The organism is Lampropedia hyalina DSM 16112 (assembly GCF_900129055.1).
Lineage (GTDB): Bacteria > Pseudomonadota > Gammaproteobacteria > Burkholderiales > Burkholderiaceae_C > Lampropedia > Lampropedia hyalina.
Genome location: NZ_FQUZ01000017.1, coordinates 42,920 through 66,754, shown reverse-complemented (window position 1 = coordinate 66,754; position 23,835 = coordinate 42,920). Strand labels below are relative to the sequence as shown.

The window sequence follows — 23,835 nt, the reverse complement described above, 5'->3', positions numbered from 1 at the left end:
TTCTTTCGGAGTATAGAAATGGCAAAAGAAAAGTTTGAGCGCACGAAGCCGCACGTGAACGTGGGAACGATTGGTCACGTCGATCACGGCAAGACCACGCTGACCGCAGCGATCGCCACCGTGCTGTCCAAGAAGTTCGGCGGCGAAGCCAAAGGCTACGACCAGATCGACAACGCGCCTGAAGAAAAGGCCCGTGGCATCACCATCAACACCTCGCACGTCGAGTACGAAACGGAAAACCGCCATTACGCCCACGTGGACTGCCCCGGTCACGCCGACTACGTCAAGAACATGATCACCGGTGCCGCCCAGATGGACGGCGCGATCCTGGTCTGTTCCGCTGCCGACGGCCCCATGCCCCAAACCCGTGAGCACATCCTGCTGTCCCGTCAGGTCGGCGTTCCCTACATCATCGTGTTCCTGAACAAGGCCGACCTGGTGGACGACGAAGAACTGCTGGAACTGGTCGAAATGGAAGTGCGTGAGCTGCTCGACAAGTACGAGTTCCCCGGCGACGACACCCCCATCATCCGTGGTTCCGCCCGTCTGGCCCTCGAAGGCGACCAGAGCGAAATCGGCGAAGCCGCCATCCTGAAGCTGGCCGAAGCCCTGGACACCTACATCCCCACGCCCGAGCGTGCTGTGGACGGCGCATTCCTGATGCCCGTGGAAGACGTGTTCTCCATCTCCGGTCGTGGTACTGTGGTGACTGGCCGTATCGAGCGCGGCATCATCAAGGTCGGCGAAGAAATCGAAATCGTCGGTATCCGTGATCTGCAAAAGACCACCGTCACCGGCGTGGAAATGTTCCGCAAGCTGCTGGACCAGGGTCAGGCTGGCGACAACGTTGGTCTGCTGCTGCGCGGCACCAAGCGTGAAGACGTGGAGCGTGGCCAGGTTCTGGCCAAGCCCGGCACCATCAAGCCCCACACCGAATTCACCGCCGAAGTGTATGTGCTGTCCAAGGATGAAGGCGGTCGTCACACCCCATTCTTCGCCAACTACCGCCCGCAGTTCTACTTCCGCACCACCGACGTGACCGGCTCCATCTCCCTGCCCGAAGGCAAGGAAATGGTCATGCCTGGCGACAACGTCTCCATCACCGTCAAGCTGATCGCTCCCATCGCCATGGAAGAAGGTCTGCGTTTCGCCATCCGTGAAGGTGGCCGTACCGTCGGTGCCGGCGTCGTCGCCACCATCATCGCCTGAGTTGGAATACGAAAGGACACAAGCAAGTGAGCAAGCAAAAAATTCGTATTCGCCTCAAGGCATTCGACTACAAGCTGATCGACCAATCGGCTGCTGAAATCGTGGATACCGCCAAGCGCACCGGCGCGATTGTCAAAGGCCCCGTGCCGCTGCCAACCCGCCTCAAGCGTTTCGACATTCTGCGTTCGCCGCACGTCAATAAGGCCAGCCGCGACCAGTTGGAAATCCGCACCCACCAGCGACTGATGGACATCGTCGATCCGACCGACAAGACCGTCGATGCCCTGATGAAGCTGGATTTGCCAGCCGGCGTGGACGTGGAAATCAAGCTGCAATAAGCCGGTTTTTCTGATCTGTGCGATGCCGATGTGGTGAAAACCGCATCGGCATTTTTGCCTTTCATGGGGCTTGCATGCTGTGGTCAAACAAGCATATAATCAGCGGCTTCGCATGGTTTTTATGAAAACTGCCTTGTTCATTCGGGGTAAATTGAAAAACCAGCGGAGTTTTCTTTAACCTTCTCCCATGCAGATCGTCTGCAAATCGCAGGGTCTGCAACGCAAGCCGCCAATTGCAGTGGCTGTGGTGGGAGTTTTGGAGCAATAACATGAGTCTGAGTAACTCCCTGGGGTTGCTGGGGCGCAAGGTTGGCATGACACGCATCTTTACCGATGACGGGGAATCCATTCCCGTCACTGTGGTGGATGTGTCGAACAACCGTGTGACCCAGGTCAAAACCCAAGAAAACGATGGTTATTCTGCGCTGCAAGTCACTTTTGGCGCGCGCAAGGCCTCTCGTGTCACCAAGCCCCAAGCCGGTCATCTGGCCAAAGCTGGTGTCGAAGCAGGCGAAATCATCCGTGAATTCCGTGTCACCGCAGAAACCGCTGGTCAGTATGCCGCTGGTGCTGCCGTTCCTGTGACTGCCGTATTCAGCGTAGGCCAGAAGGTGGATGTGCAGGGCACTTCCATCGGTAAGGGTTTTGCCGGTACGATCAAGCGTCACAACTTCGGTTCCCAGCGCGCATCCCACGGTAACAGCCGTTCGCACCGCGTTCCTGGCTCCATCGGTATGGCGCAGGATCCCGGTCGTATTTTCCCCGGCAAGCGCATGACCGGCCATCTGGGCGACGAAACCGTCACCACGCAGAATCTGGACATCATCCGTGTGGATGAGGCTCGCCAGCTCCTGTTGATCAAGGGTGCCGTTCCTGGCTCCAAGGGTGGTTTTGTGACTGTGCGTCCTGCCGTGAAAGCAACCAAGGCAGAAGGAGCGAACTGATGCAGATCGAACTTCTGAATGACCAAGGCCAGGCATCCCAGCTGGATGCGCCTGAAGCCCTGTTTGGTCGTGACTACAATGAATCGTTGATCCACCAGCTCGTGGTGGCCTACCAGGCCAATGCCCGTCAGGGTACCCGTGCCCAGAAGGATCGTGAGCAGGTTCGTCACTCCACCAAGAAGCCTTTCCGTCAAAAAGGCACTGGCAATGCACGTGCCGGTATGACTTCCTCGCCACTGTGGCGTGGGGGCGGTCGTGTGTTCCCTAACATGCCCGACGAAAACTTCTCGCACAAGGTCAATAAAAAGCAATACCGCGTGGGTATGGCTTCGATTTTCTCCAAGCTGGTGGCCGATGGCCGTCTGGTGGCTGTGGAAGAGATCAAGCTGGATTCGCCCAAGACCAAGGGTTTTGCTTCCAAGCTCAAATCCTGGAGCGTGGACTCTGTTCTGGTCATCACCGACAACCTCGATGAGAACCTGGAGCTGGCTTCCCGCAACCTGCCCAATGTGTATGTGATCGAGCCGCGTGAAGTCAGTCCCTATGCACTCGTGTACTTCAAGAAAGTGCTGGTGACCAAGGGTGCCATCGATCAGCTCAAGGAGATGTTCGCATGAGTCGCGTCAATCCAACCCCCAAAGAGCGTCAGTTTGCCGAAGGCCGCCTGTACCAGGTGCTGGTCGCTCCCATCGTTTCCGAAAAAGCCACATTCGTTGCCGAACAGTCCAATGCCGTGACATTCAAGGTATTGCGCGATGCGACCAAGCCTGAAATCAAGGCGGCGGTCGAGTTGCTGTTCAAGGTGGAAGTCGAAGGCGTTTCGGTGGTGAACATCAAGGGCAAGAGCAAGCGTTTCGGCAAGACCATCGGTCGCCGTGACCATGTTCGCAAGGCCTATGTCCGCCTGAAGGAAGGTCAGGAACTGAACCTGTCAGGAGAGGCTGCTTAATCATGGCTGTTATCAAACTCAAACCCCAAACTCCAGGTCAGCGTGGCGCGGTGAAGATTTCCCGCGATCACCTGCACAAGGGTGCTGCCCATGCCCCTTTGCTGGAGCCGCAATTCCAGAAGTCGGGTCGCAACAACAACGGCCACATCACGACACGCCACAAGGGTGGTGGTCACAAGCACCACTATCGCGTGGTGGACTTCCGTCGCAATGACAAGGATGGCATCCCGGCCAAGGTCGAACGCATCGAGTACGACCCGAACCGTTCCGCACACATTGCCCTGGTGGTGTATGCCGATGGCGAACGTCGCTACATCCTGGCTCCTCGCAACGTGGAAGTGGGCGCAACCCTGCTGTCCGGTTCCGAGGCTCCGATCAAGGCGGGCAACACACTGCCGATCCGCAACATCCCAGTGGGTTCCACCATCCACGCGATTGAGCTGCAACCCGGTGCCGGTGCGCAGATTGCGCGTTCCGCTGGTGCTTCCGCAACCCTGCTGGCCCGCGAAGGCGTTTACGCCCAGGTTCGCCTGCGCTCGGGTGAAGTGCGCCGGATTCACATTGAATGCCGCGCCACCATCGGTGAAGTGGCCAACGAAGAGCACAGCCTGCGCCGCTACGGCAAGGCCGGTGCCAAACGTTGGCTGGGCATTCGCCCCACCGTGCGCGGTGTGGTAATGAACCCGGTCGATCACCCGCATGGTGGTGGTGAAGGCAAAACCGGAGAAGGCCGTCATCCTGTGGATCCTTGGGGTAATCTGACCAAGGGCTACAGAACCCGTAACAACAAGCGTACACAAACGTTCATTGTGTCGCGTCGCAAGAAGTAAGGGGTAGCAAATGACTCGTTCCTTGAAAAAGGGTCCGTTTGTTGACCATCACCTGGTTGCCAAGGTCGAGAAAGCCCTGGCCACCAAGGATAAGCGGCCGGTCAAGACCTGGTCGCGCCGTTCCATGGTGCTGCCTGAGTTCATCGGTCTGACGATCGCGGTGCACAACGGCAAGCAGCATGTGCCTGTGTATGTGACTGACCAGATGGTTGGCCATAAGCTCGGTGAGTTTGCACTCACACGCAGCTTCAAGGGCCACCCTGGTGACAAAAAAGCCAAGAAGTAAGGAGTAACCATGTCTGAAACACGTGCTGTTCTTCGTGGTGTTCGCCTGTCTGTGGACAAGGGCCGCCTGGTGGCGGATCTGATCCGTGGCAAAAAAGTCGATCAGGCTCTGAATACCCTCCAATTCACGCAGAAAAAAGCGGCTGTCATCATCAAGAAAGTGCTGGAGTCGGCGATTGCCAACGCCGAGCACAACGATGGTGCCGATATTGACGAACTGCGCGTCAAGACCATTTATGTCGAGCAAGGTACGACGCTCAAGCGTTTCACCGCTCGCGCCAAGGGTCGTGGCAACCGCATCAGCAAGCCTACCAGCCACATTTATGTGACTGTGGGTTACTAATCAACCAGAGGAATACTATGGGACAGAAAATCAACCCTACCGGTTTCCGCCTGGCGGTTAGCCGTGACTGGTCCAGCCGCTGGTATGCCAGCAACAATGATTTTGCAGGCAAGCTGGCTGAAGACATCAAGGTTCGTGACTTCCTGAAGAAGAAGCTCAAGAATGCACAGGTAGCCCGTGTGCTGATCGAGCGTCCTGCCAAGAATGCCCGCATCACCATTTACTCGGCTCGTCCGGGTGTGGTCATCGGCAAGAAGGGCGAAGACATCGAGAACCTGAAGAAGGAACTGGCCAGCCTGCTGGGCGTGCCGGTTGCCGTGAACATCGAGGAAGTGCGCAAGCCCGAAGTGAATGCCCAGCTGATTGCTGACAGCATCACCCAGCAGCTTGAAAAGCGCATCATGTTCCGCCGTGCCATGAAACGTGCCATGCAGAACGCCATGCGTCTGGGTGCACAGGGCATCAAGATCATGTCTGCCGGTCGTCTGAACGGCATTGAAATTGCGCGTACCGAGTGGTATCGCGAAGGCCGCGTGCCTCTGCACACCCTGCGTGCCGACATCGATTACGCCACTTCCGAAGCCTCCACCACCTACGGCATCATTGGTGTCAAGGTGTGGGTCTACAAGGGCGATACCCTGGGACGTACCGATCTGCCCGCCGTGGTGGAAGCTCCGCGTGCCGACGATGAACGTCGTCCGCGTGGTCGCCGTCCTGGTGCCGGTCGTGGTGCGCCTCGCCGTGGTGGCAATGCCGCTCCGGTGGATGGCAGTGATAAACCCGCAGAGGCTCGCGCCGATGCATCTACCGCCGTTAAGCGTGCTCCTAGAACCAGCGCGCCCGCTACAGCTGCGGACGGACAAGGAGAATAACCATGCTGCAACCTGCTCGCCGCAAATTCCGCAAAGAGCAAAAGGGTCGCAACACCGGTATCGCAACCCGTGGCAACACGGTTGCGTTTGGTGAGTTCGGCCTGAAATCGACGGATCGCGGTCGTCTGACAGCCCGTCAGATCGAATCTGCCCGCCGTGCGATCACCCGTCACGTCAAGCGTGGTGGACGTATCTGGATTCGTGTGTTCCCCGACAAGCCCATTTCCACCAAGCCTGCTGAAGTGCGTATGGGTAATGGTAAGGGTAACCCCGATTACTACGTTGCTGAAATCCAGCCTGGCAAGGTGATTTACGAAATCACCGGCGTGCCTGAAGAGCTGGCACGCGAGGCGTTCCGCCTGGCTGCTGCCAAGCTGCCTTTGCGCACGACATTCGTCGCTCGCCAGTTGGGTGCTTAATCGGGAGAATCAAGATGGCCAAACAAACCGCTGACAAGCAAACCAAAGCCCAGGCTTTGCGTGAGAAAGACGTTGCCGCCCTGCAAGAGGAAGTCAAATCCCTGCAAAAGGCACACTTCGGACTGCGCATGCAAGTGGCGACCCAACAGCTCAACAACACTTCGACCCTGCGCACGACCCGTCGTGACATCGCCCGTGCGAAGACCATTCTTGCTGAAAAGCAGGCAGCCGCCAAGTAAGGAGCAAACATGACGGAAGAGAAAAAATCCCTCAAGCGCACCTTGGTTGGCAAGGTGGTCAGTGACAAGCGTGCCAAGACCGTCACCGTACTGGTCGAACGCCGCGTGAAGCACCCGATCTACGGCAAGATCGTGGTTCGTTCCAGCAAGTACCACGCCCACGATGAGGCAGGCGAGTACAAGCTGGGTGATACCATCGAAATCACCGAGAGCCGTCCGCTTTCCAAAACCAAGAACTGGGTTGCGACCCGTCTGGTTCAGAAAGCCGGTCTGCTGTAATGGATGGTTTTGGCGATTTGACTCAGAGTTTTTTCTGAGTTGGATTGCCTGATAACCGAAAAAGCCCTGCCTTGCAGGGCTTTTTTTGTTCAGCACAGGCGTTTTTGAATCCTCGTATCGCGACCGGGATCCGATGCAGCTTCGTACTGGCTCTGGTGGAGGTGCATCGCCAGCCACATTCGATGCAGGACGTGGGACCAGAGCGAATCCGATTGATGGTATGCCGTGATACTTGTTTATATAATCATCAATTCGTAAAGAATTCTTATTTATAGATTTTTTGTGTCCCCAGTCTGTCTGGGCTATTCGTCTGCATGATGCCCGATTGTGAAAATTCTGTGTTTGAGCACTACTACAAGGAACTGCTGAATTTTTTCAGTCGCAGGGTTTCGGATCGAACCATTGCGGCAGATCTTGCACAGGAAACTTATGCCCGCGTTTATTCTGGTGCGATACAGGATGTGCAGGAACCACGCAAGCTGCTTTATAAAGTGGCTCAGAATCTTCTGATTGACCATTATCGTCGAGAGCATACGCGCAGCCAGGTGCATGAAGTTTATGACGACGATATGGAAGATGGGGCAAACCAATATCCGGCTCCCTCTGCATGTCAGCCAGAGGTTATTCTGGATGCAAAGCAACGCCTTGCGGTCATAGAGACTACTGTGGCCCGATTGCCGCCGAGGGTGCGCGAGGCTTTTGTTCTCTATAAGCTGGAAGGTTTGAGCCGTGCCGAAGTGGCGGAGCAAATGAATATCAGTGTGCGTACCGTGGAAGGTTATCTTGAGGTGGCGATGCGTGCGTGCATGAAAGCACTTCAGCAGCTCGATGGCCTTCGCATGCAGAATGAAGATTGAAGCTGTTGGGCTTCATACCCGTGACCACGATCAAAAAAATATTATCCCATGCCCACCAGACCAAGCCCGGAGGATGCCGATACCAGCTATCAGGAGCTGGCATACTGGTTTTTACGCAGACAGAATCTGTTGCAATGGTCACCGCAGGATGAGCACGCCTTTCAGCAATGGCTGACAGCCAACCCAGCCAACCGCGATGCCTACATTCAATGGGAGCTGGACTGGCAATTGATGGATCAAATGCCCACGGATGCCATGGCTCGCTTGCGTGCCCAGGTTGCATCCGATAGGGCCATTGCGAATGCGGCTGTGGGTGAAACAGCTGCCTTGTTGGAGTCTGAAACGCCAACAGCACCTGCCATGCTCGGATTGACGGCCAGGCGAAATTTTTTTCGCCGCACACTGCATACGATGGTCGCTGGCAGCGTATTGGCTTCAGTGGGGTGGTTGGGCTGGAGTGTCTGGCAGGTGCAGCCACTGTATGAACAACATTTTCAGACGCAGAGAGGCCAATCACAGACTACAGAACTGCCCGATGGCTCGATTCTGGAACTGGATACGCATACCAAATTGCAGGCCACTTTTTACCGGGATCGACGTGAAATCTTGCTCCACAAAGGCCAGGTATTTTTTGCTGTCGGCAAAGATGTGAAACGGCCCTTTCTGATAACGGCCGATGATGTACGGATTACGGTTACAGGCACTCGCTTTACGGTGCGCTATACACCGGGCCTGCAAGGCTTGGAGGCGGTTACCGTTGCTGTGGAAGAGGGTTCTGTACGTGTACACAAAGGCGTGCGCAATGCCCAAGGTGAATGGATGGAGCAGATGGATGGTGCCACCTACCAGCTCCAGGCAGGAGAGAAGATTGCCATAGGGCCGGGTATGGTGGCCCCTGAAGTGGCGACTGTTGCTGTGGGAGAGTTTTCGGACTGGCGGCAGCAACGCATCAGTTTCCGCAATGCACCATTGCAGCAGGCACTCTTGGAGCTGGGGCGTTATGCCGATACCGGCATCATCAGCATGGATCCAGGAGCCGCACAATTGCGTTTGAGCGGAACTTTCAATCCGCATGAGCCGGAAGCAGTACGCAGACTACTGACGGGTGCATTGCCTGTGCGCTTGCACTCACAAGGAGCCGGGCAATACCACCTTGCGCTTCGTTAGGGGAGGTCTTCACACCATCTACGATGAGCCACATGTCCAAAAATTTCAACTAAATACAAATAAATGACCTGAACATACCCGGCATAGCGTTCTCTCATCCGTCTTCATTAACAGGAACAATTCTTGAACCTGTTAATTTTTAGGAGGTGAGATGACTCACTTGGTATTCAGGCCAGCAAGACTGGCATTGGCTGTTTCACTTATGCTGGGTTCACCTGTCATCTGGGCGCAAGCCACAGCGGTTGCATCTGCCGCAATGGCCGGTGGTGACAAGGTGCAAAACATCAAAATTGCAGCCCAGCCGTTGGGTGATGCGCTGAATGCCTGGGCACGGCAAACGGGTGTGCAGATTGCCGTGGAGCAGTCCCTGGTCGCAGGCAAAACCTCGACTGCCATCAATGCCAGCCTGGGAGCGCAACAAGCCCTGAATCGTTTGCTGGCAGGCACAGGGTTGGCTGGGGCGATCAACGGTGCGGAAGTGGTGATTCGCCGTGAGTTGCCAGCAGCCAAGGCGGCAAACCAGGTACTTGATGAAGTGGTGGTAAGCAGCAGCGTCCCGGACTCGGGTTCGTGGGCGGGCTATTCCGAGGCGCGTTCTGTGACCTATGTGGGCCGTGAGACGTTGGATCGGGTTCCGCAGGCCACGCCTTCCGAGTTGTTTCGCGCCATTTCCGGCGTGCAGATGGCCAATGCCTATTCTGGCGTGAGTTTCGACCTCAATATCCGTGGCCTGCAAGGGCAGGGGCGGGTCAAGGTGCTGGTGGATGGTTCCGACTCCGCCACTAGCAGCCAGATGAGCTATACCGCTGCACGCAGTCACAACTACATTGATCCAGACTTCGTTGCTGGCATCGCGGTGGAGAAGGGGCCAGGCCTGGAAAGTGGCGGTTTTGGCGGCACCGTTGGCTTGCGGACGTTCAGTGCCGATGACTTGATTACCGATCCTGACCGGAACTGGGGCATTCGCATGCGTGGCATGTTGGGCAACAACAGTGGAAATGTAAACAGCTCCCAACAATGCCACCGGACGAATAATCGTACGGGTGTAACCACGTCATGGCAATTCACCCAGAGTTGTTTGGATAACCTGACTGTCCGCAACTATACCTATGGCATGCAGTCCTTCCAGCCTGTGCCAGAAGGCACCGACGTTCCTGGAAGTAACCGATCCGGCAGTGTGATCGGTGCGTGGAAACCGGTTGAGTTCATCGACCTGATGGCAGGCTATTCGAAGCGGCAAAGTGGCAACTACGCTGCCGGCTCCAGTGGCTACGAACTCGGCGAAGACTACGAAACCAATGGTGGCTATTACTGGGATGGCACGCCCGCCAGATTTTCCTACTTCCAACCTGGCCAGGAAGTGTACGGAACCTACAACGACACCGAAAGCTGGCTGGCCAAGGCGGGTTTTCATTTCGGTGAGCAGCGCGTCGAGGCACGCTACAACCGAACCGAGAGTGCCTATGTGCAGCATCGCAATCCCAGTTCACAGATACCCGATGTCAAGTACAACTATCAGTCGATCTACCAGCCTGCCAGCCATAGCAAGCAAGACCGTTACGGGCTGGAATACACATGGAAGCCTGCCAATCCGCTGTTTGATCTGAAAACTGAAGTCTGGGCTGTTGATACGGTGGAGAACAACTGGACCAATGGTTCAGGCAGCAGTGCCATGCCAACCGATGCGGCAGCCCATATCAAGACCGATGCCATCGGCGCAGGCATTTCCAATGCCAGTATGTTTTTGCTGGGTGATATGGATTTGACGTTGAAAGTCGGCGGCAACTACAAGCGCGAAGAGATTGAAAGCAATACCTCGGTAAACGGTATGCGCACCACAGAATGGGGCATGTTTGGACATGCAGAGATCGAGGCCACGGACTGGCTGATGCTGGATGGTGGTCTGCGCCACAACGACTACAAAGCCAGCCTGGACGGGAACAGTGATTTTGAAAAAGGTGCCTCCGACCTGTCTTGGCAGACAGGCATTACCATGTCGCCTGCCGAATGGTTGCAGGTGTTCATGCGCCGCTCCAAGGGCTGGCGTGCTCCCAGTGCGCGTGAGAACAGCTCTGGAAGTTGCGGGCAGTGGCTGACACGGCAAGGCATATTCGGCGACACGCAATGGTACTGCGCAGGCCCCGGGGTGTTGCGCCCGGAGTTGTCCAGGAACACGGAACTGGGTGTCAATGTGCTGCATCGGAGCCTGTTGCGTGCCGAAGACCGATTCGGTATGAAGCTGGTCTACTTTGATAATGACATCGGTGACTATATCCACGGCATTCCAGCGACCACTCTGACCGGATTCGGCGGAATTGCCCCCCCTGCATAACATTGGCAATGCAAAGATGCGTGGTTACGAGGCATCGATGGATTACGACACCGGAGTGGTGTTTGCCACCTATGCCTATGCACGGCACCTGGAAACGACTTACTGTGGAGTTCGCGGCAAACCATTCTGCGAAAAAGAAAATAGTGGCTGGGGCGATTTGTATTCTCAGTTTTCGCCTGCCAAACACCAACACAACCTGACCCTGGGCGTGCGTCTGCTGGACCGCAAATTGACGATCGGCACCAATGCGACTGTGGTGCGCGGCACCAACTGGGATTACGATGGTTTGCGTGGCTACGAGGTCTATGATCTGTTTGCCAACTATCAGTGGAAGGATTTCGACTTCGGCCTGAGTGCCCGCAATGTTGCTGACCGCTACTACTTTGAAGCCGGCTCCAGCGCATCTTGGCCACTGCCCGCGCCGGGACGGATGGTGCGCGCAACGGTCACTTGGCACTATTGAGGTGTCCGGGAAAATGCGACATTGGTTCAGCATGATGGCAAACTGAAATCCCTGCTGCTATGCTGGAGCATTCACATAAAGCTTCACTCTGAAACGCTTTCATCGTCTGGGTACGCAGCTGCAAGAATTTCCGATTTTTCAGGCGCAATCGATTATTGATGCAGTATGCAGCCTTGGCGTGATCGCCCTGCGGCGATGGCCGGATCGTGCACGCGCTTTCAGAACGAAAATGCCACCATGAAAAATATTGCTCTCGTTCTGCTGTTTGCTGCTGCGCTGGTGTACATCCTCGCCACTGTGCTGGAGGGGCAGCACAGTGCCTGGGGATATGTGGCGGCGTGTGCTGAGGCGGCAATGGTGGGGGCCTTGGCGGACTGGTTTGCGGTCACGGCATTGTTTCGCCATCCGATGGGCTTGCCGATTCCCCATACGGCGGTGATTGCCAACAACCAGCATCGCATCGGTCAGGGGCTTGCCGATTTCCTGGATCAGAATTTTCTGGCGACGGAGCCGGTACGCGCCCGTTTGCGCGACTGGGATGGTGCCGCGTGGCTGGCACACTGGTTGCAACAGCCTGCCCAGGTGCAGGCCTGGACACAGCCCCTGATAGCGGCGACGCGCTTTGGTTTGAACGCCCTGGATGAGGCGAGTGTGCAGACTTTCATTGCCCGCAATGCCAAGGCGGCACTCCAGCAACTGGATTTTTCCGGCAGTGCCCGGGTCGTGCTCAACAGCCTGACCACCAATAATCGCCATCAGGAGTTGCTCGATGAGGTGCTGGTGGCGTTGGCCAGGTTGCTGGACAGTGAAGCGACCCAGCAGCATATCAGCGAAGCGATTGCCAAGGAGTTGCGAGCCTTGCGCTATCTGGCTCTGGACAAGGCTGCCGCTCGCCTGACCACCCGCAAGATCGTGGCGGCGGTGGCACGCAATGTGGCGGAGATGGGAGAAGACCCGGCGCACCCGCTGCGCCAGCGTTTTGATCAGGCGGTGCACGAGTGGGTGCAGCGACTGGAACACGATCCGGTGTTGCGTGCCCAGGTGACGCAAATGGGCGAGCAGATCATCAATCACCCGACCTTGCAGGAATATTTGCTGAAAATCTGGGATGACCTGCGCCAGTGGCTGGACCATGACCTGAACCGGCCTGATTCCACCGTGCGCCAAGGGCTGGAACGCCTGTGCTCGCAGTGGGGGCAACAGCTTCAGGACAATCCAGCCTTGCAACACTGGCTCAATGCCCAGATTCAGCAGCTTGTACCGCAGGTGCTGGATCACTACCGCCCCGCCATTCGCAAGTATGTGACCGAGCGAGTGAGTGCCTGGGATACACGCGAACTGGTGCGTGAGGTAGAAGAACACCTGGGGCGTGATCTGCAATACATCCGCATCAACGGCACGCTCGTGGGTGGTCTGGTCGGTTTGACCATCTACAGTCTCACCGAATGGGTGAAGGCGTGGTGGTGAGGCGGCTGGTGGAGCGCGTGCTCAGCGCGGGGATGATGACGGCTTGCGTTCCGACCACAACTGGCCGCCGGTCGCCCAGTTGTCACGGGGGATTTCGTGGATCAGCACATGCACGGCTTCGGGGGAGCCGCCCAGAATGTCCACACTCACGCGGGTGACGGCCTCCACCAGTTTGCGCTTCTGTTCGGGGGTTCGGCCTTCCATCATTTCAATGTGGTAGATCGGCATGCCAAGACTCCTTGCAGTATCGTGGTGAATGAGTGGAAAAATCCGTTTCAGTCGGCTGTGCGCAGCCGGGAAATGGCCTGGCTGACGGTTTCGCTCTGATCGGGGCGGACGACACGCGCCACTTCAAGGCCATCGTCCAAGAATATCAGCGTGGGCCAGAGCTTCACGCCAAAATGCCTTCCCAGGCGTTTGCCTTTGCCATCGGCAATCTGGATGTGCCGGATGTCGGGTCGGTGTTGCAAGGCAGCGGCAATCGCAGGGGCGCTGGTCTGACAGAATCCACACCAGCCGTTGCCGAACTCCAGAGCAAGCAGACCGGGCATCCGGGACACTTCTGCCGCGCTCAGCGGGCTGTCGATGTAGTGCAGCATAGGTTGCTCCGCTGGGTTGCCAGCCTGCTTGCACGCGACACACGGTGCGGCAGCGCAGGCTGGGAACAGGCATCTCAAATGCCGGTTTGTGCCCTCACGGCATCCTCGTGCAGGGACTCGTTGAGTTGATCGACCACGATGGTCCAGGAGGCATCGGCCTTGATCTGCTCGGCCAGAAACTGACGCTGGGCCTCGCTCCAGTAGGGGGCTTCCAAAAGGGAGACATCGGCAGGCAACTGGTGGGCCTTGATGAAACTGGCAATTGCAGATTCGCTGGCATCCAGTCCCAGTTGCAGAAACAGGTTGGTCATTCGTGGTACGGCATCGCTCATCGTGTGCTCCTTTGAGAATTGAGGTAACCAGGAAGGGGCAGGGTTAAGGATGGTCTGCCCGGCTCACAGACATTATGCCGTCTTGCACTGTAGTGTGAAGTGCTGGAATTCACGGGGCGGGCGTGTGGCAGTTGCCGTGTCTGGGTTACGTGGAATGGCCTGACTGGTTTTCGGGCAGCGAATGGCTGTCCAGAAAACGCTGGAAGGCCGCCAGTGTGGCCTTGCTGACGTGGTGCTCCAGTCCTTCGGCATCGCGGCGCGCACTGTCTTCATCGACGCCCAGCGCAAGCAGGAATGATTCGACCAATTGATGCCGTTCGCGACTGGTTTGTGCGAGGGTTTCGCCTTCCGCGCTCAGGAGCACTCCTTGGTAGGGGCGCAGCACCACATAGCCCATGCCCTCCAGTCGCTTGAGCATCTTGGCCACCGTGGGTTGTGCCACGCCCAGTCGTTCGGCAATCTGGACTTGCCGGGCTTCGCCAATTTCCAGCAGCAGGTCTGAAATCAGCTCTACGTAGTCTTCCACCAGTTCCTGTTTATGGGCTTCGCGTACTTGTTGGAAGCCTTCTGCCCGCAGGGCGGCCTGCTGCATCTGTACGGCGAGGTGGGAAGAAGGGGGCGTATGTTCTGGTTTTGTATTCATGTTCATGGGGTGTGGGTCTGCGGAAATGGCTGCTGGCAGTGCCACACGGCATGGCTGGCGCGAGATGGCCACAGTGTGAGGCAAGCCTGCGCAGGTGCAATAGTAACAGCACCGATGGGCGGGTTATAGCAGCAGAAAATTAGCTGATGCTATACTTGTTTTTTCTTAGCACTGGCTATATATTTCACGGGGTCGGTGTTTTCTTGGCTTGTACGGAGGCATTCAATGGCGTTTTCCATCCCTCGCATTTCCCGCAACCCTCAGACTGATCGCAGTGGTACGCAGGTCGGTACAGTGGTCGCCAGCATGTCGGTATCCCAGACGCAGCGGCGCAGTTTGCTGCATTGGACATGGGCTGCCGTGGCGGCTTTGTCCTTGGGAGGGCTTGTGACCGATGCCGCAGCCCAGGGGCGTTCCACCGCGCAGTCTGCGCCGAAGTTCAAGGTTGTGACCACGTTCACTGTGATTGCCGATATTGCGCAGAACGTGGCAGGCGATGCCGCCATCGTGGAATCCATCACCAAGCCTGGTGCCGAGATTCACGAGTACCAGCCCACCCCTGGCGATCTGGTCAAGGGCCAGAACGCCCAGTTGATTCTGTGGAATGGCATGGGGCTGGAGCTGTGGTTCGAGAAGTTCTTTCAGCGTTTGAAGAACGTTCCCGGCGTGGTGGTGACGAAGGGCATCGAGCCCATCAGCATTGCCGAAGGCCCCTACAACGGTAAACCCAACCCCCATGCCTGGATGTCGCCGACTTCGGCATTGATCTATGTGGACAATATCCGTGATGCACTGGTCCAGCACGATCCTGCCCATGCCCCAACGTATCAGGCCAATGCAGAAGCCTACAAAGAGAAAATCCGCGCTCGCATTCAGCCCATTCAGGGTTCCCTCGCGCAATTGCCGCCGGAAAAACGCTGGCTGGTCACCAGCGAAGGGGCATTCAGCTATCTCGCACGAGACTTCGACCTGAAGGAGTTGTACCTCTGGCCGATCAATTCCGACCAGCAGGGCACACCGCAGCAGGTGCGCAAGGTGATCGACACGGTGCGTGCCCAGAACATCCCGGCGATTTTCAGTGAAAGCACCATCTCGCCTGCCGCTGCGCAGCAAGTGGCCCGCGAGACCGGCATCCACTATGGCGGTGTGCTGTTCGTCGATTCGCTCAGCGAACCTTCAGGCCCGGTGCCCACCTATCTGGACCTGCTCACCGTGACCTCGGAAACCATTGCCAAGGGGTTGTCGAAGTGACGGATGCCAGCCCTTCATCTGCCACCGGAGTGCCTGCCTTCGGGACTGTGCCCGAAGGGGGTGGGGCCGGGCTGTGCGTGCAGCATGTCAGCGTCACCTATCGCAATGGCCTCACGGCCCTGGCCGATGCCAGCTTTGCGATTCCCACTGGCACCATCACCGCGCTGGTGGGGGTCAATGGCAGTGGCAAGTCCACGTTGTTCAAGGCCATCATGGGGCTGGTGCGCCTGTCGCAGGGCAGCATCACCATACTGGAGCAGCCCGCCCGCCAGGCCATGCGCCGCAACCTGATCGCCTATGTGCCGCAAAGCGAGGAAGTGGACTGGAACTTTCCGGTACTGGTGAAGGATGTGGTCATGATGGGGCGGTATGGGCACATGGGTTTTCTGCGCCGTCCGCGTCCGCATGACCATGATGTGGTACGCCAGGCACTTCAGCGCGTGAACATGCAAGGCTACGAGAAACGCCAGATTGGTGAACTCTCCGGGGGCCAGAAAAAGCGCGTTTTTCTGGCGCGCGCATTGGCCCAGGAGGCGCAGGTGATTCTGCTCGATGAGCCATTCACAGGCGTGGATGTCAAAACCGAAGAAGCCATCATCGAACTGCTCAAGGCATTGCGTGCGGAAGGTCGCGTCATGCTGGTATCGACCCACAATCTGGGCAGTGTGCCGGAATTCTGTGATCGCACCGTGCTGGTCAAACGCACGGTGCTGGCCCACGGCCTGACCGCCGAAATCTTTACCCGCGACAACCTGGAACAAGCCTTTGGTGGCGTACTGCGCCACTTCGACCTGCCCCAGCAACAGCACCATCCCGAGGGCACGGTCGTGGGCATCATGACCGATGATGAACGCCCGCTGGTGCTGCTCGATGGTCGCTCCTCCGTGCGGGGGCTGGCGGCAGGGCAGGGCGCAGCTTCCCATTCGGATGCGCCATGATGATCGATACTTTGCTGCTGCCGTTCAGCTACGGCTACATGCTCAACGCCATGTGGGTTTCGGCCCTCATTGGCGGGGTTTGCGCCTTCCTGTCGTGCTTTCTGATGCTCAAGGGCTGGTCGCTGATCGGTGACGCGCTTTCCCATGCCATCGTTCCCGGAGTGGCAGGGGCTTACATGCTGGGTCTGTCTTTCTCGGCTGGAGCCTTCTTTGCCGGAGCACTGGCGGCCAGTGCGATGGTGTTCCTCAACCAGCACACCCGGCTGAAGGAAGACACCATCATCGGGCTGATCTTCAGTGCCTTCTTCGGGCTGGGGCTGTTCATGGTCTCGCTCTCGCCCACCAGTGTGAACATCCAGACCATCATTCTGGGCAATATCCTGGCCATCACACCGGGCGACACCCGGCAAATGCTCATCATCGGTCTGGGCAGCCTGCTGGTATTGCTGGTCAAATGGAAAGACCTCATGCTGGTTTTTTTTGACGAAACCCAGGCGCGCAGCGTAGGGCTGAATCCCACGGTTCTGAAAATCCTGTTCTTCGCGCTGCTCTCTGCCTGCACCGTCGCAGCCATGCAGACCGTGGGGGCGTTTCTCGTCATCGCACTCATCGTCACACCCGGAGCCACAGCCTACCTGCTCAGCGACCGTTTTGGCCATGTCATTGCGATTGCCGTCGGCATCGGCACGATCAGCAGCCTGCTGGGCGCGTATGCCAGCTTCTTTCTGGATGGTGCGACCGGGGCCATCATCGTCCTCTTGCAAACCCTGATTTTTCTGACCGCCTTTATCCTCGCTCCCAAGCATGGGCTGCTGGCGGCACGGCGGCGTGCCAGAGTGGGCATACGGCCTGTTGCATCCGTTGCACCTGTTGGAACGGGAGCCAGACATGAATCCTGAATGGCTCTGGTTGCCGCTCCAGTTCGATTTCATGCGCTTTGCCCTGGCGATTGCCGCCATCGTTGCCATTCCCACGGCACTGCTTTCGTGCTTTTTGGTACTCAAGGGCTGGGCACTGCTGGGCGATGCCATCTCCCATGCCGTCTTTCCCGGCGTGGTCCTTGCCTATGTGTTCAGCCTGCCCTTGGCGGTGGGGGCTTTTGCAGCGGGCATGGTTTGTGCCCTGGCCACCGGCTATCTGCACGAGAACAGCCGCATCAAGCAGGACACCGTCATGGGCGTGGTGTTCTCCGGCATGTTCGCGCTGGGGTTGTTACTGTATGTGTGGATAGAGAGTGACGTGCATCTGGACCATATCCTCTTTGGAGACATTCTGGGCAGCGGTTGGCGCAACCTGCTCGAGAGTGGCGGCATTGCCTTGGTCATCAGCCTCTGGATCGCCTTCCAATGGAAAGACCTGCTGCTGCACGCCTTCGACCCCGTGCAGGCCCGCACTGCCGGGCTGGCCACTGGTTGGTTGCACTACGGCCTGCTGGCGGCGGTTTCGCTGGCCGTGGTGGGGGCATTGCAGGCGGTGGGCATTGTGCTTTCCATCGCATTGCTGATTGCGCCTGGAGCCATTGCCTTTCTGATCGTGCGCACCTTTGGCCAGATGCTGCTGGTGGCCAGCGGCGTTGCCTTGCTGGCGGCGGTGGCAGGCGTGTTCCTCAGTTTCTATCTGAACAGCGCGCCGGCCCCCACCATTGTCGTGTTGCTGAGCCTGATTTTCATCCTGACCCTGTGCCTGACCTCATGGCACAAACACCGCACCCGCACGACCATTCACCCGGAAGTGCGTGGTTGAAAACGCATTGCCTTTCCAAGGAGAAAAATCAGGCTATAATGCGCATCTTTGCAAATTGCAGAAACCCCAAGGCGCGGTAGCAAAGCGGTTATGCCCCGGATTGCAAATCCGGTTAGCCCGGTTCGACTCCGGGCCGCGCCTCCAAAGTAAAGATTTTGGAGAGGTGGATGAGCGGTTTAAGTCGCACGCCTGGAAAGCGTGTGTAGGTTAATAGCCTACCGCGGGTTCGAATCCCGCCCTCTCCGCCAAAATTGCTTGTCAAAGCAGTACGAAAAGCCCCAGCAGCATCCAAAAATGCTCTTGGGGCTTTTCTACGTTTGGGGCCTTTTTTGCAATTGAGCACAGGGGCGTTACCGTATGGCTATCGGCCAAAAATCATCGTGTTTTTTGCCTGTATTGCATCATGTTCAAAAATCTGCCAACTGTTTTGTGATTTCTGGAATCCTTCATCTGGCTCATACAGCGTGAACAGCCCAAATTGGTTTTGTCATTCCAGTGTTCGTAGTATTGCTTCGCTTTACCTGATTCCCTCAATTTTGGGCAGAGGCTGCTTACCGCGCGCAGTCTCCATTGAGCATGGCTGCGGCGAGGAAGGGCGCGCTCAGCAGGCCCATGTTGCCGCCTGTGAATTCGCCCTTGGCACAATCGCCTTTGGCGGCCTGTGCAAGCTTCTGGCTCAGTTCTTGGTCGCGGCGGTTCGTGGCGTGGTGCTGGCCATGCAGCTGGGTGTTGGCCTGTTCGGCCAGGGAGGGCGAACGTTGGCCTATGGCTTGCAGGGACTGCTGGGTGGAGGGGTGGTTCAGGTCGAAGCGGGGCTTGGCCTGGCTTGCTGAACGGGGTGGAACCTGCGCAGAGGCCGCAGTTGGTGTTGTCTTTGGTGGAAGTGGTGCCGAAAGGGGCGTTGTGGGAGATGCCGCGTGTTTCGGACTGGCGGAAGGTGTGGCCGAAGTGCGCGGTGCTGGTTTTCGCCGTGGGGCTTCGGTGGGGCGCGTGGGCAGCGGTGCGGGTCTGGCATCCGGCATGGGGCTGGAGATTGGCCGGGCCTGTGCAGGTGGTGGCAGCAACGCCAGTTGCATGACCGGTGGGGCGATGGCTTCTGGAATGGTGTTGGCCATCGGAGTGTGGGGCCAGTGGCTGAACATGGCATAGAGCAGCAGGCCATGCAATGCAGTGACCGCCAGGGCAGCAATTGCCATACTGCGCCTGGGTGAGGTGGGCAAAGCCATTGCGGGGTGCGGCTATGGTTCAGACTTTGCCCGGCTCTCTGGAGCTGGGCAGTAGCGCAGCAAGTCTGCGGGCTGGCAATCCAGATATTCGCAGATGGCTTCGAGCGTGCCCAGTCGCACGCCTTTGACTTTGCCTTGCTTGAGCAGTGACAAATTCTGCTCGGTGATGCCGATGGCGGCGGCCAGGTCTCTGGATTTGACCTTGCGTTTGGCCAGCATGATGTCGAGGGTGATTTCAATCGGCATTGGGGGCTTCAGATGAATTGCTGGTTTTCGGCGTGCAGGTCGCTGGCGCGGCGCAGAATCCGCGCAATCACGACGACGCAGGCCGCCAGAAACAAGGCCACGACGGCACTGGGTTCCAGACTGACGGAAAGCAGGCGTTCTCCCGGCGGCTGGGTGAATGTCAGCCAGACGGTCAGCAGCGGTTCGCACAGAAAGTCACAGAGCACCCACAAGGCGACGCAGTGGCCCAGCCCACCCATGTGCGTTGCGGATTGTGGCGAGAAATAAAGGCCGCTGGCGTAGCCTTGGAACAGGGCGCGCAGATGCAGCAAGCCACGCGAAATGACCAGCAGCGGGATGCTGGACAGCAGCAACGCACCCAGGCGTTGCCACGGGGGCAGGGCGGCAGGATCGAGTGCCAGCATGGCCATCAAGCGGTCGGACAGGGAGAAGTCAAAGCCATGCTGCCCAGGCAGCGTGCCCCAGGCTGGCACCAGCCATACCGCTGCATTGAGGCACAGCATGGCGATCATCAGCCACAGCGTGAGGGTGGCCAGACCTTGGCTCAGGATGGGAAGGCGATCGGAAGACAATACAAACTCCTTGATGAATTAATGGCTGTATTGTATTGAAAAATTAAAGTAAAACAATAAATTTATTCTTCTTGAGAGCGGTTTATGCCGCATCTCCGTGTGCGGCCCTTGCATTGCCCAGGGCTTCGGCCACGCGGGTCACGTGCTTGGCCAGACGCTCCAGCCAGCGTTGTGCGGCCAGTTGCTCCAGTGCCATGGCGGCGGAGATCGTGTAGCTGGCGGCCTGTTCCACCACTTCGCGGCGGGCGGTGGGTTGCTGTTCGTGTACCCATTCGCTCATCTGGCGCAGTTCTTCGGCCACGTCTTCACGCAGGGGCAGGCCATCGGCCAGCCATTGGGCACTGCGCTCCAGTACCGGCGCGAGTTTCAAGCCCAGGTGGAGCAGGGCGGGCTGCTGGCGCAGGGCTTGCACATGGCCGATGGTTTGCAGGTCGTCGCGCAGCACGCGGGTGTGATCCAGCAGTTGCAGCAGATAGACCAGCCGCTGCTGGTCGCTGGCGGACTGGGGCACTGGCAGTCGGGCCAGATAGTCGTCCACGGCCATCAGCAGCTTCTCCAGCCCCATGCCACTGATGTTGCTGGCCACCGGCTCACCCTGAATGCGCCGCGCCAGCAGGTGGCAGGTGTCGGCAATGCCCATGCGCACGGTGTCTTCGGCAGCGGCAATGGCCAGCGCGGGCACGCTCAGCAGCGAGGCATCGAGGTGGCGCAGGCCGGGTGGTGCGGATTCGGGAATCAGCCGGGTGGCCAACCTTGCCAGCCAGACGGTGTGGGGCATGAACACCAGTGCGCCCAGGATGCTGAAGGCGGAGTGGAACGCCGCGAGGGCCAGAGCCAGATCGGGTGCGCCCCAGTGCTGCTGGTAGAGGCGCAGCAGGTGTACCGACAGCGGCAGCAGGGCGAAGAATGCCAGCACCGCCGATCCCAGGTTGAACAGCACATGCACCAAGGCGGTGCGCTTGGCACTGGCCGAGCCACCCACGGCGGCCAGCAGAGCGGTGGCGGTGGTGCCGATGTTCTGGCCGATGACCAGTGCGGCGGCTTGCGAGAAGTCGATTGTGCCGCTGGAAAGGGCTGCCAGCGTGGCGGCCACGGCGGCACTGGAGGCTTGCAGCAGCACGGTCATGACGATGCCGATGAGCACCAGCACCAGCCGCGTGCCCCAGCCATCGCCTGCAAAACGCGACAGATCGACCTGTTCTGCCAGCCCGGCCATCGCCACTTGCAGGTATTCGATGCCGACGAAGATCAGCCCGAAGCCTGCCAGTGCCAGCCCGGCCAGCGCGAGTTTGTCCTTGCCCAGCAGTTTCATCAGCGCGCCCAGCGCAATGAAGGGCAGGGCGAGGCTGGAGACAGAGAACTTCATGCCCAGCAGGGCGACGATCCAGCCGGTGCTGGTGGTGCCGATGTTCGCGCCGATGATGACCCCGATGGCGTTGTGAAACCCCAGCAGCCCGGCACTGACGAAGCCGATGGTGGCCATGGTGGTGGCAGTGGACGACTGCACCATCGCGGTCACGCCCATGCCGGTGAGCATGGCGGTCAGCGGGGTGCCGGTGAACTGCGCCATCCAGCCGCGCAGCGATTCACCCGCCATCGCCTTGAAGCTGTCGGACAGCAGGATCATGCCCAGCAGGAACAGCCCGATGCCGCCCGCCAGACCGCCAATGACTGAAAACATGGTGTGCTGACTTCCCGAAAAATTCTGCAAAAACAAAGCCCTGCATTGTGCCGCAATGCAGGGCTGGGTGGGAGGGGATGAACCCCGTGTGCGGGCTAGGTAGCGAGCTTCAGGAAGCGGCTGCCGGTGTGGCCACGGTCTGCACGATCAGTTGCTGCACCTGCTGGACGCTGGCGGGCAATACTTGCACGCGGCGTGGCAGTTGCTCGATGCCGTTGAATTGCGCGGGGCGCGAGGGTTCGTGGCCCAGGGCTTGCACGATGGTGGCACTGAATTTCACGGCCAGCGCGGTTTCCAGCACGATCATCGGCACGGGGCTGGCGGCATCGTGGTGTTCGCGCGCCACTTTCACGCCATCGGCGGTGTGGGTGTCGATTTCCTGCTGGAATTGCTGCCAGACGCTGCGGATGGTGGCGAGGCGGTCGGCATGGGTGCTTTTGCCGCTGACGAAGCCGAACTGCTGGCGTGCCTGCTGGAAGCGGGCATCTGCGCTCAGGTCGAAGAAGCCCTGGCGTGGCAGGGTGTCGGCGAACAGGGTCTTGAGTGCGGCGGCATCGCGGCCCAGCAGGTCGAACACGAACCGCTCGAAGTTGCTGGCCTTGGAGATGTCCATCGAAGGGCTGGAGGTTTCCAGCGTGTCCGCGCTGCTGCGGGGGCGGTAGATGCCGGTCTTGAAGAATTCGTCGAGTACGTCGTTTTCGTTGGTGGCAACCACCAGTTGCGCAATTGGCAGGCCCATTTGTCGCGCCACATGGCCTGCGCAGATGTTGCCGAAGTTGCCGCTGGGCACGGTGAACGAGACACTCTCGCTGTCCTGCTGTGTCACCTGAAAGTAGCCGGCAAAGTAATAGATCACCTGTGCCAGCAGCCGTGCCCAGTTGATGGAATTGACGGTGCCGATGCGGTATTGCTGTTTGAAGGCGAGGTCGTTGCTGACGGCCTTGACGATGTCCTGGCAGTCGTCGAACACGCCTTCGATGGCGATGTTGTGGATGTTGGCATCGAGCAGGCTGAACATCTGCGCCTGCTGGAAGGTACTCATGCGCCCGTGCGGGCTGAGCATGAACACGCGCACGCCGCGCTTGCCACGCATGGCGTACTCGGCGGCACTGCCGGTGTCCCCGGAGGTCGCGCCCAGAATGTTCAGTTCCGCGCCCCGGCGGCCCAGTTCGTACTCGAACAGGTTGCCCAGCAACTGCATGGCCATGTCCTTGAAGGCAAGTGTCGGGCCATTGGACAGGCCTTCGACCCACAGCCCGGCTTCCAGCGGGCGCACCGGGGTGATGGCTTCGGTGCCGAACACTTCGGCGGTGTAGGTTTTCTCGGCAATGCGGCGCAGGTCGTCGGCGGGAATGTCGTCGATGTAGAGCGAGAGGATTTCATGTGCCAGCGCGGCATAGCCCTGGGTGTTCCAGACCTGGCGCAGGCGTGCGAGTTGGTCGCCCACCTGTGGGTAGTGTTCCGGCAGGTACAGGCCGCCGTCGGGAGCCAGCCCTTCGAGCAGGATGTCGCAGAAGTGTTTGCGGTCGGGGTGGCCGCGTGTGGAGAGGTACAGCATGTCGGGTTCCGGGTGTGCAGGGCAGGCAGTCGGCTCAGGCCCGACCGCCGTGC

General features: G+C 58.6%; 30 protein-coding genes and 2 tRNA genes. 23 read left to right on the top strand and 9 right to left on the bottom strand.

Annotation, left to right across the window (positions count from 1 at the left end; all coding sequences use genetic code 11):
- Window positions 1-18: 18 nt before the first annotated feature.
- The 17 genes from tuf to BUE21_RS08360 all read left to right on the top strand — a co-directional run bounded on the left by tuf (window position 19) and on the right by BUE21_RS08360 (window position 12,993).
- Window positions 19-1,209 carry an elongation factor Tu gene (gene tuf, locus BUE21_RS08440; protein WP_073356243.1) on the top strand — a complete coding sequence of 397 codons (1,191 nt, stop codon included), beginning with the start codon at window positions 19-21 and terminating at the stop codon, window positions 1,207-1,209.
- 26 nt (window positions 1,210-1,235) lie between these two features.
- A complete protein-coding gene (gene rpsJ / locus BUE21_RS08435; protein ID WP_073356242.1) occupies window positions 1,236-1,547 on the top strand; it encodes a 30S ribosomal protein S10 in 312 nt (103 codons plus the stop codon).
- Between the two features lie 269 nt (window positions 1,548-1,816).
- The gene (rplC, locus tag BUE21_RS08430) at window positions 1,817-2,491 is read left to right on the top strand and encodes a 50S ribosomal protein L3 (RefSeq protein WP_073356241.1); all 675 of its coding nucleotides are present in this window, start codon (window positions 1,817-1,819) and stop codon (window positions 2,489-2,491) included.
- Complete coding sequence (gene rplD, locus BUE21_RS08425) at window positions 2,491-3,108, top strand: 50S ribosomal protein L4 (protein WP_073356240.1); 618 nt, start codon at window positions 2,491-2,493, stop codon at window positions 3,106-3,108. Before rplC ends, rplD begins: the two co-directional genes overlap by 1 nt.
- Window positions 3,105-3,440: a 50S ribosomal protein L23 gene (rplW, locus tag BUE21_RS08420; RefSeq protein WP_073356239.1), complete on the top strand. Its 336-nt coding sequence runs from the start codon at window positions 3,105-3,107 to the stop codon at window positions 3,438-3,440. Before rplD ends, rplW begins: the two co-directional genes overlap by 4 nt.
- A gap of 2 nt (window positions 3,441-3,442) precedes the next feature.
- Entirely contained in the window at window positions 3,443-4,270 is an 828-nt protein-coding gene (rplB, locus tag BUE21_RS08415; protein WP_073356238.1) for a 50S ribosomal protein L2, read from the top strand.
- Between the two features lie 10 nt (window positions 4,271-4,280).
- Window positions 4,281-4,556 (top strand): 30S ribosomal protein S19, encoded by a 276-nt coding sequence (rpsS, locus tag BUE21_RS08410; RefSeq protein WP_073356237.1) that lies wholly within the window; start codon window positions 4,281-4,283, stop codon window positions 4,554-4,556.
- 9 nt (window positions 4,557-4,565) lie between these two features.
- Window positions 4,566-4,898, top strand: a complete 333-nt coding sequence (gene rplV, locus BUE21_RS08405) for a 50S ribosomal protein L22 (RefSeq protein ID WP_073356236.1) — start codon at window positions 4,566-4,568, stop codon at window positions 4,896-4,898.
- Between the two features lie 17 nt (window positions 4,899-4,915).
- Window positions 4,916-5,770 carry a 30S ribosomal protein S3 gene (rpsC, locus tag BUE21_RS08400; protein WP_073356235.1) on the top strand — a complete coding sequence of 285 codons (855 nt, stop codon included), beginning with the start codon at window positions 4,916-4,918 and terminating at the stop codon, window positions 5,768-5,770.
- Between the two features lie 2 nt (window positions 5,771-5,772).
- On the top strand, window positions 5,773-6,189 hold the full coding sequence (gene rplP / locus BUE21_RS08395) for a 50S ribosomal protein L16 (RefSeq protein WP_073356234.1): 417 nt from the start codon (window positions 5,773-5,775) through the stop codon (window positions 6,187-6,189).
- A gap of 14 nt (window positions 6,190-6,203) precedes the next feature.
- Window positions 6,204-6,428, top strand: a complete 225-nt coding sequence (gene rpmC, locus BUE21_RS08390) for a 50S ribosomal protein L29 (RefSeq protein WP_073356233.1) — start codon at window positions 6,204-6,206, stop codon at window positions 6,426-6,428.
- A 9-nt stretch (window positions 6,429-6,437) separates the two neighbouring features.
- The gene (gene rpsQ, locus BUE21_RS08385) at window positions 6,438-6,707 is read left to right on the top strand and encodes a 30S ribosomal protein S17 (RefSeq protein WP_073356232.1); all 270 of its coding nucleotides are present in this window, start codon (window positions 6,438-6,440) and stop codon (window positions 6,705-6,707) included.
- A 314-nt stretch (window positions 6,708-7,021) separates the two neighbouring features.
- Window positions 7,022-7,564, top strand: a complete 543-nt coding sequence (locus BUE21_RS08380; protein ID WP_073356231.1) for an RNA polymerase sigma factor — start codon at window positions 7,022-7,024, stop codon at window positions 7,562-7,564.
- Between the two features lie 48 nt (window positions 7,565-7,612).
- Window positions 7,613-8,731, top strand: a complete 1,119-nt coding sequence (locus BUE21_RS08375) for a FecR family protein (RefSeq protein WP_073356230.1) — start codon at window positions 7,613-7,615, stop codon at window positions 8,729-8,731.
- A gap of 151 nt (window positions 8,732-8,882) precedes the next feature.
- The gene (locus BUE21_RS08370) at window positions 8,883-11,063 is read left to right on the top strand and encodes a TonB-dependent receptor (protein ID WP_084523051.1); all 2,181 of its coding nucleotides are present in this window, start codon (window positions 8,883-8,885) and stop codon (window positions 11,061-11,063) included.
- Between the two features lie 37 nt (window positions 11,064-11,100).
- On the top strand, window positions 11,101-11,526 hold the full coding sequence (locus BUE21_RS15115) for a TonB-dependent receptor (RefSeq protein ID WP_268767830.1): 426 nt from the start codon (window positions 11,101-11,103) through the stop codon (window positions 11,524-11,526).
- A gap of 237 nt (window positions 11,527-11,763) precedes the next feature.
- On the top strand, window positions 11,764-12,993 hold the full coding sequence (locus BUE21_RS08360; protein WP_084523063.1) for a DUF445 domain-containing protein: 1,230 nt from the start codon (window positions 11,764-11,766) through the stop codon (window positions 12,991-12,993).
- A gap of 21 nt (window positions 12,994-13,014) precedes the next feature.
- Here the strand turns inward: BUE21_RS08360 and BUE21_RS08355 are convergent, their stop codons facing one another.
- From BUE21_RS08355 to mntR, 4 genes are all read right to left on the bottom strand, one after another.
- Window positions 13,015-13,251 (bottom strand): 4-oxalocrotonate tautomerase, encoded by a 237-nt coding sequence (locus tag BUE21_RS08355; protein ID WP_327068739.1) that lies wholly within the window; start codon window positions 13,249-13,251, stop codon window positions 13,015-13,017.
- A 17-nt stretch (window positions 13,252-13,268) separates the two neighbouring features.
- Entirely contained in the window at window positions 13,269-13,592 is a 324-nt protein-coding gene (locus BUE21_RS08350) for a thioredoxin family protein (RefSeq protein WP_073356226.1), read from the bottom strand.
- Window positions 13,593-13,666: 74 nt separating this feature from the next.
- Window positions 13,667-13,924 carry a DUF2789 domain-containing protein gene (locus tag BUE21_RS08345; protein WP_073356225.1) on the bottom strand — a complete coding sequence of 86 codons (258 nt, stop codon included), beginning with the start codon at window positions 13,922-13,924 and terminating at the stop codon, window positions 13,667-13,669.
- A gap of 145 nt (window positions 13,925-14,069) precedes the next feature.
- Window positions 14,070-14,567 (bottom strand): manganese-binding transcriptional regulator MntR, encoded by a 498-nt coding sequence (mntR, locus tag BUE21_RS08340; protein WP_073356252.1) that lies wholly within the window; start codon window positions 14,565-14,567, stop codon window positions 14,070-14,072.
- 225 nt (window positions 14,568-14,792) lie between these two features.
- On the opposite strand from mntR, the gene BUE21_RS08335 reads away from it, so the two are divergent.
- The 6 genes from BUE21_RS08335 (at window position 14,793) to BUE21_RS08310 (ending at window position 18,747) form a co-directional block, all read left to right on the top strand.
- Window positions 14,793-15,818, top strand: coding sequence for a metal ABC transporter substrate-binding protein (locus tag BUE21_RS08335; protein WP_234971090.1), 1,026 nt, complete (start codon window positions 14,793-14,795; stop codon window positions 15,816-15,818).
- On the top strand, window positions 15,815-16,756 hold the full coding sequence (locus tag BUE21_RS08330) for a manganese/iron ABC transporter ATP-binding protein (protein WP_084523049.1): 942 nt from the start codon (window positions 15,815-15,817) through the stop codon (window positions 16,754-16,756). Before BUE21_RS08335 ends, BUE21_RS08330 begins: the two co-directional genes overlap by 4 nt.
- Window positions 16,753-17,655 (top strand): metal ABC transporter permease, encoded by a 903-nt coding sequence (locus BUE21_RS08325; protein WP_327068725.1) that lies wholly within the window; start codon window positions 16,753-16,755, stop codon window positions 17,653-17,655. Before BUE21_RS08330 ends, BUE21_RS08325 begins: the two co-directional genes overlap by 4 nt.
- Complete coding sequence (locus tag BUE21_RS08320) at window positions 17,645-18,499, top strand: metal ABC transporter permease (RefSeq protein ID WP_073356223.1); 855 nt, start codon at window positions 17,645-17,647, stop codon at window positions 18,497-18,499. Before BUE21_RS08325 ends, BUE21_RS08320 begins: the two co-directional genes overlap by 11 nt.
- Before the next feature lie 70 nt (window positions 18,500-18,569).
- A tRNA-Cys gene (locus BUE21_RS08315) sits at window positions 18,570-18,643 on the top strand.
- A 13-nt stretch (window positions 18,644-18,656) separates the two neighbouring features.
- A tRNA-Ser gene (locus tag BUE21_RS08310) sits at window positions 18,657-18,747 on the top strand.
- A 303-nt stretch (window positions 18,748-19,050) separates the two neighbouring features.
- On the opposite strand, the gene BUE21_RS08305 is transcribed toward BUE21_RS08310, so the two are convergent.
- From BUE21_RS08305 to thrC, 5 genes are all read right to left on the bottom strand, one after another.
- Window positions 19,051-19,695 carry a hypothetical protein gene (locus BUE21_RS08305; protein WP_073356222.1) on the bottom strand — a complete coding sequence of 215 codons (645 nt, stop codon included), beginning with the start codon at window positions 19,693-19,695 and terminating at the stop codon, window positions 19,051-19,053.
- A gap of 42 nt (window positions 19,696-19,737) precedes the next feature.
- A complete protein-coding gene (locus tag BUE21_RS08300) occupies window positions 19,738-19,971 on the bottom strand; it encodes a helix-turn-helix domain-containing protein (RefSeq protein WP_073356221.1) in 234 nt (77 codons plus the stop codon).
- Window positions 19,972-19,979: 8 nt separating this feature from the next.
- Window positions 19,980-20,543: a DUF2975 domain-containing protein gene (locus BUE21_RS08295; RefSeq protein WP_073356220.1), complete on the bottom strand. Its 564-nt coding sequence runs from the start codon at window positions 20,541-20,543 to the stop codon at window positions 19,980-19,982.
- An 82-nt stretch (window positions 20,544-20,625) separates the two neighbouring features.
- A complete protein-coding gene (locus BUE21_RS08290) occupies window positions 20,626-22,224 on the bottom strand; it encodes a Na/Pi cotransporter family protein (RefSeq protein WP_073356219.1) in 1,599 nt (532 codons plus the stop codon).
- A 109-nt stretch (window positions 22,225-22,333) separates the two neighbouring features.
- A complete protein-coding gene (gene thrC / locus BUE21_RS08285) occupies window positions 22,334-23,782 on the bottom strand; it encodes a threonine synthase (RefSeq protein WP_073356218.1) in 1,449 nt (482 codons plus the stop codon).
- Window positions 23,783-23,835: the final 53 nt, after the last annotated feature.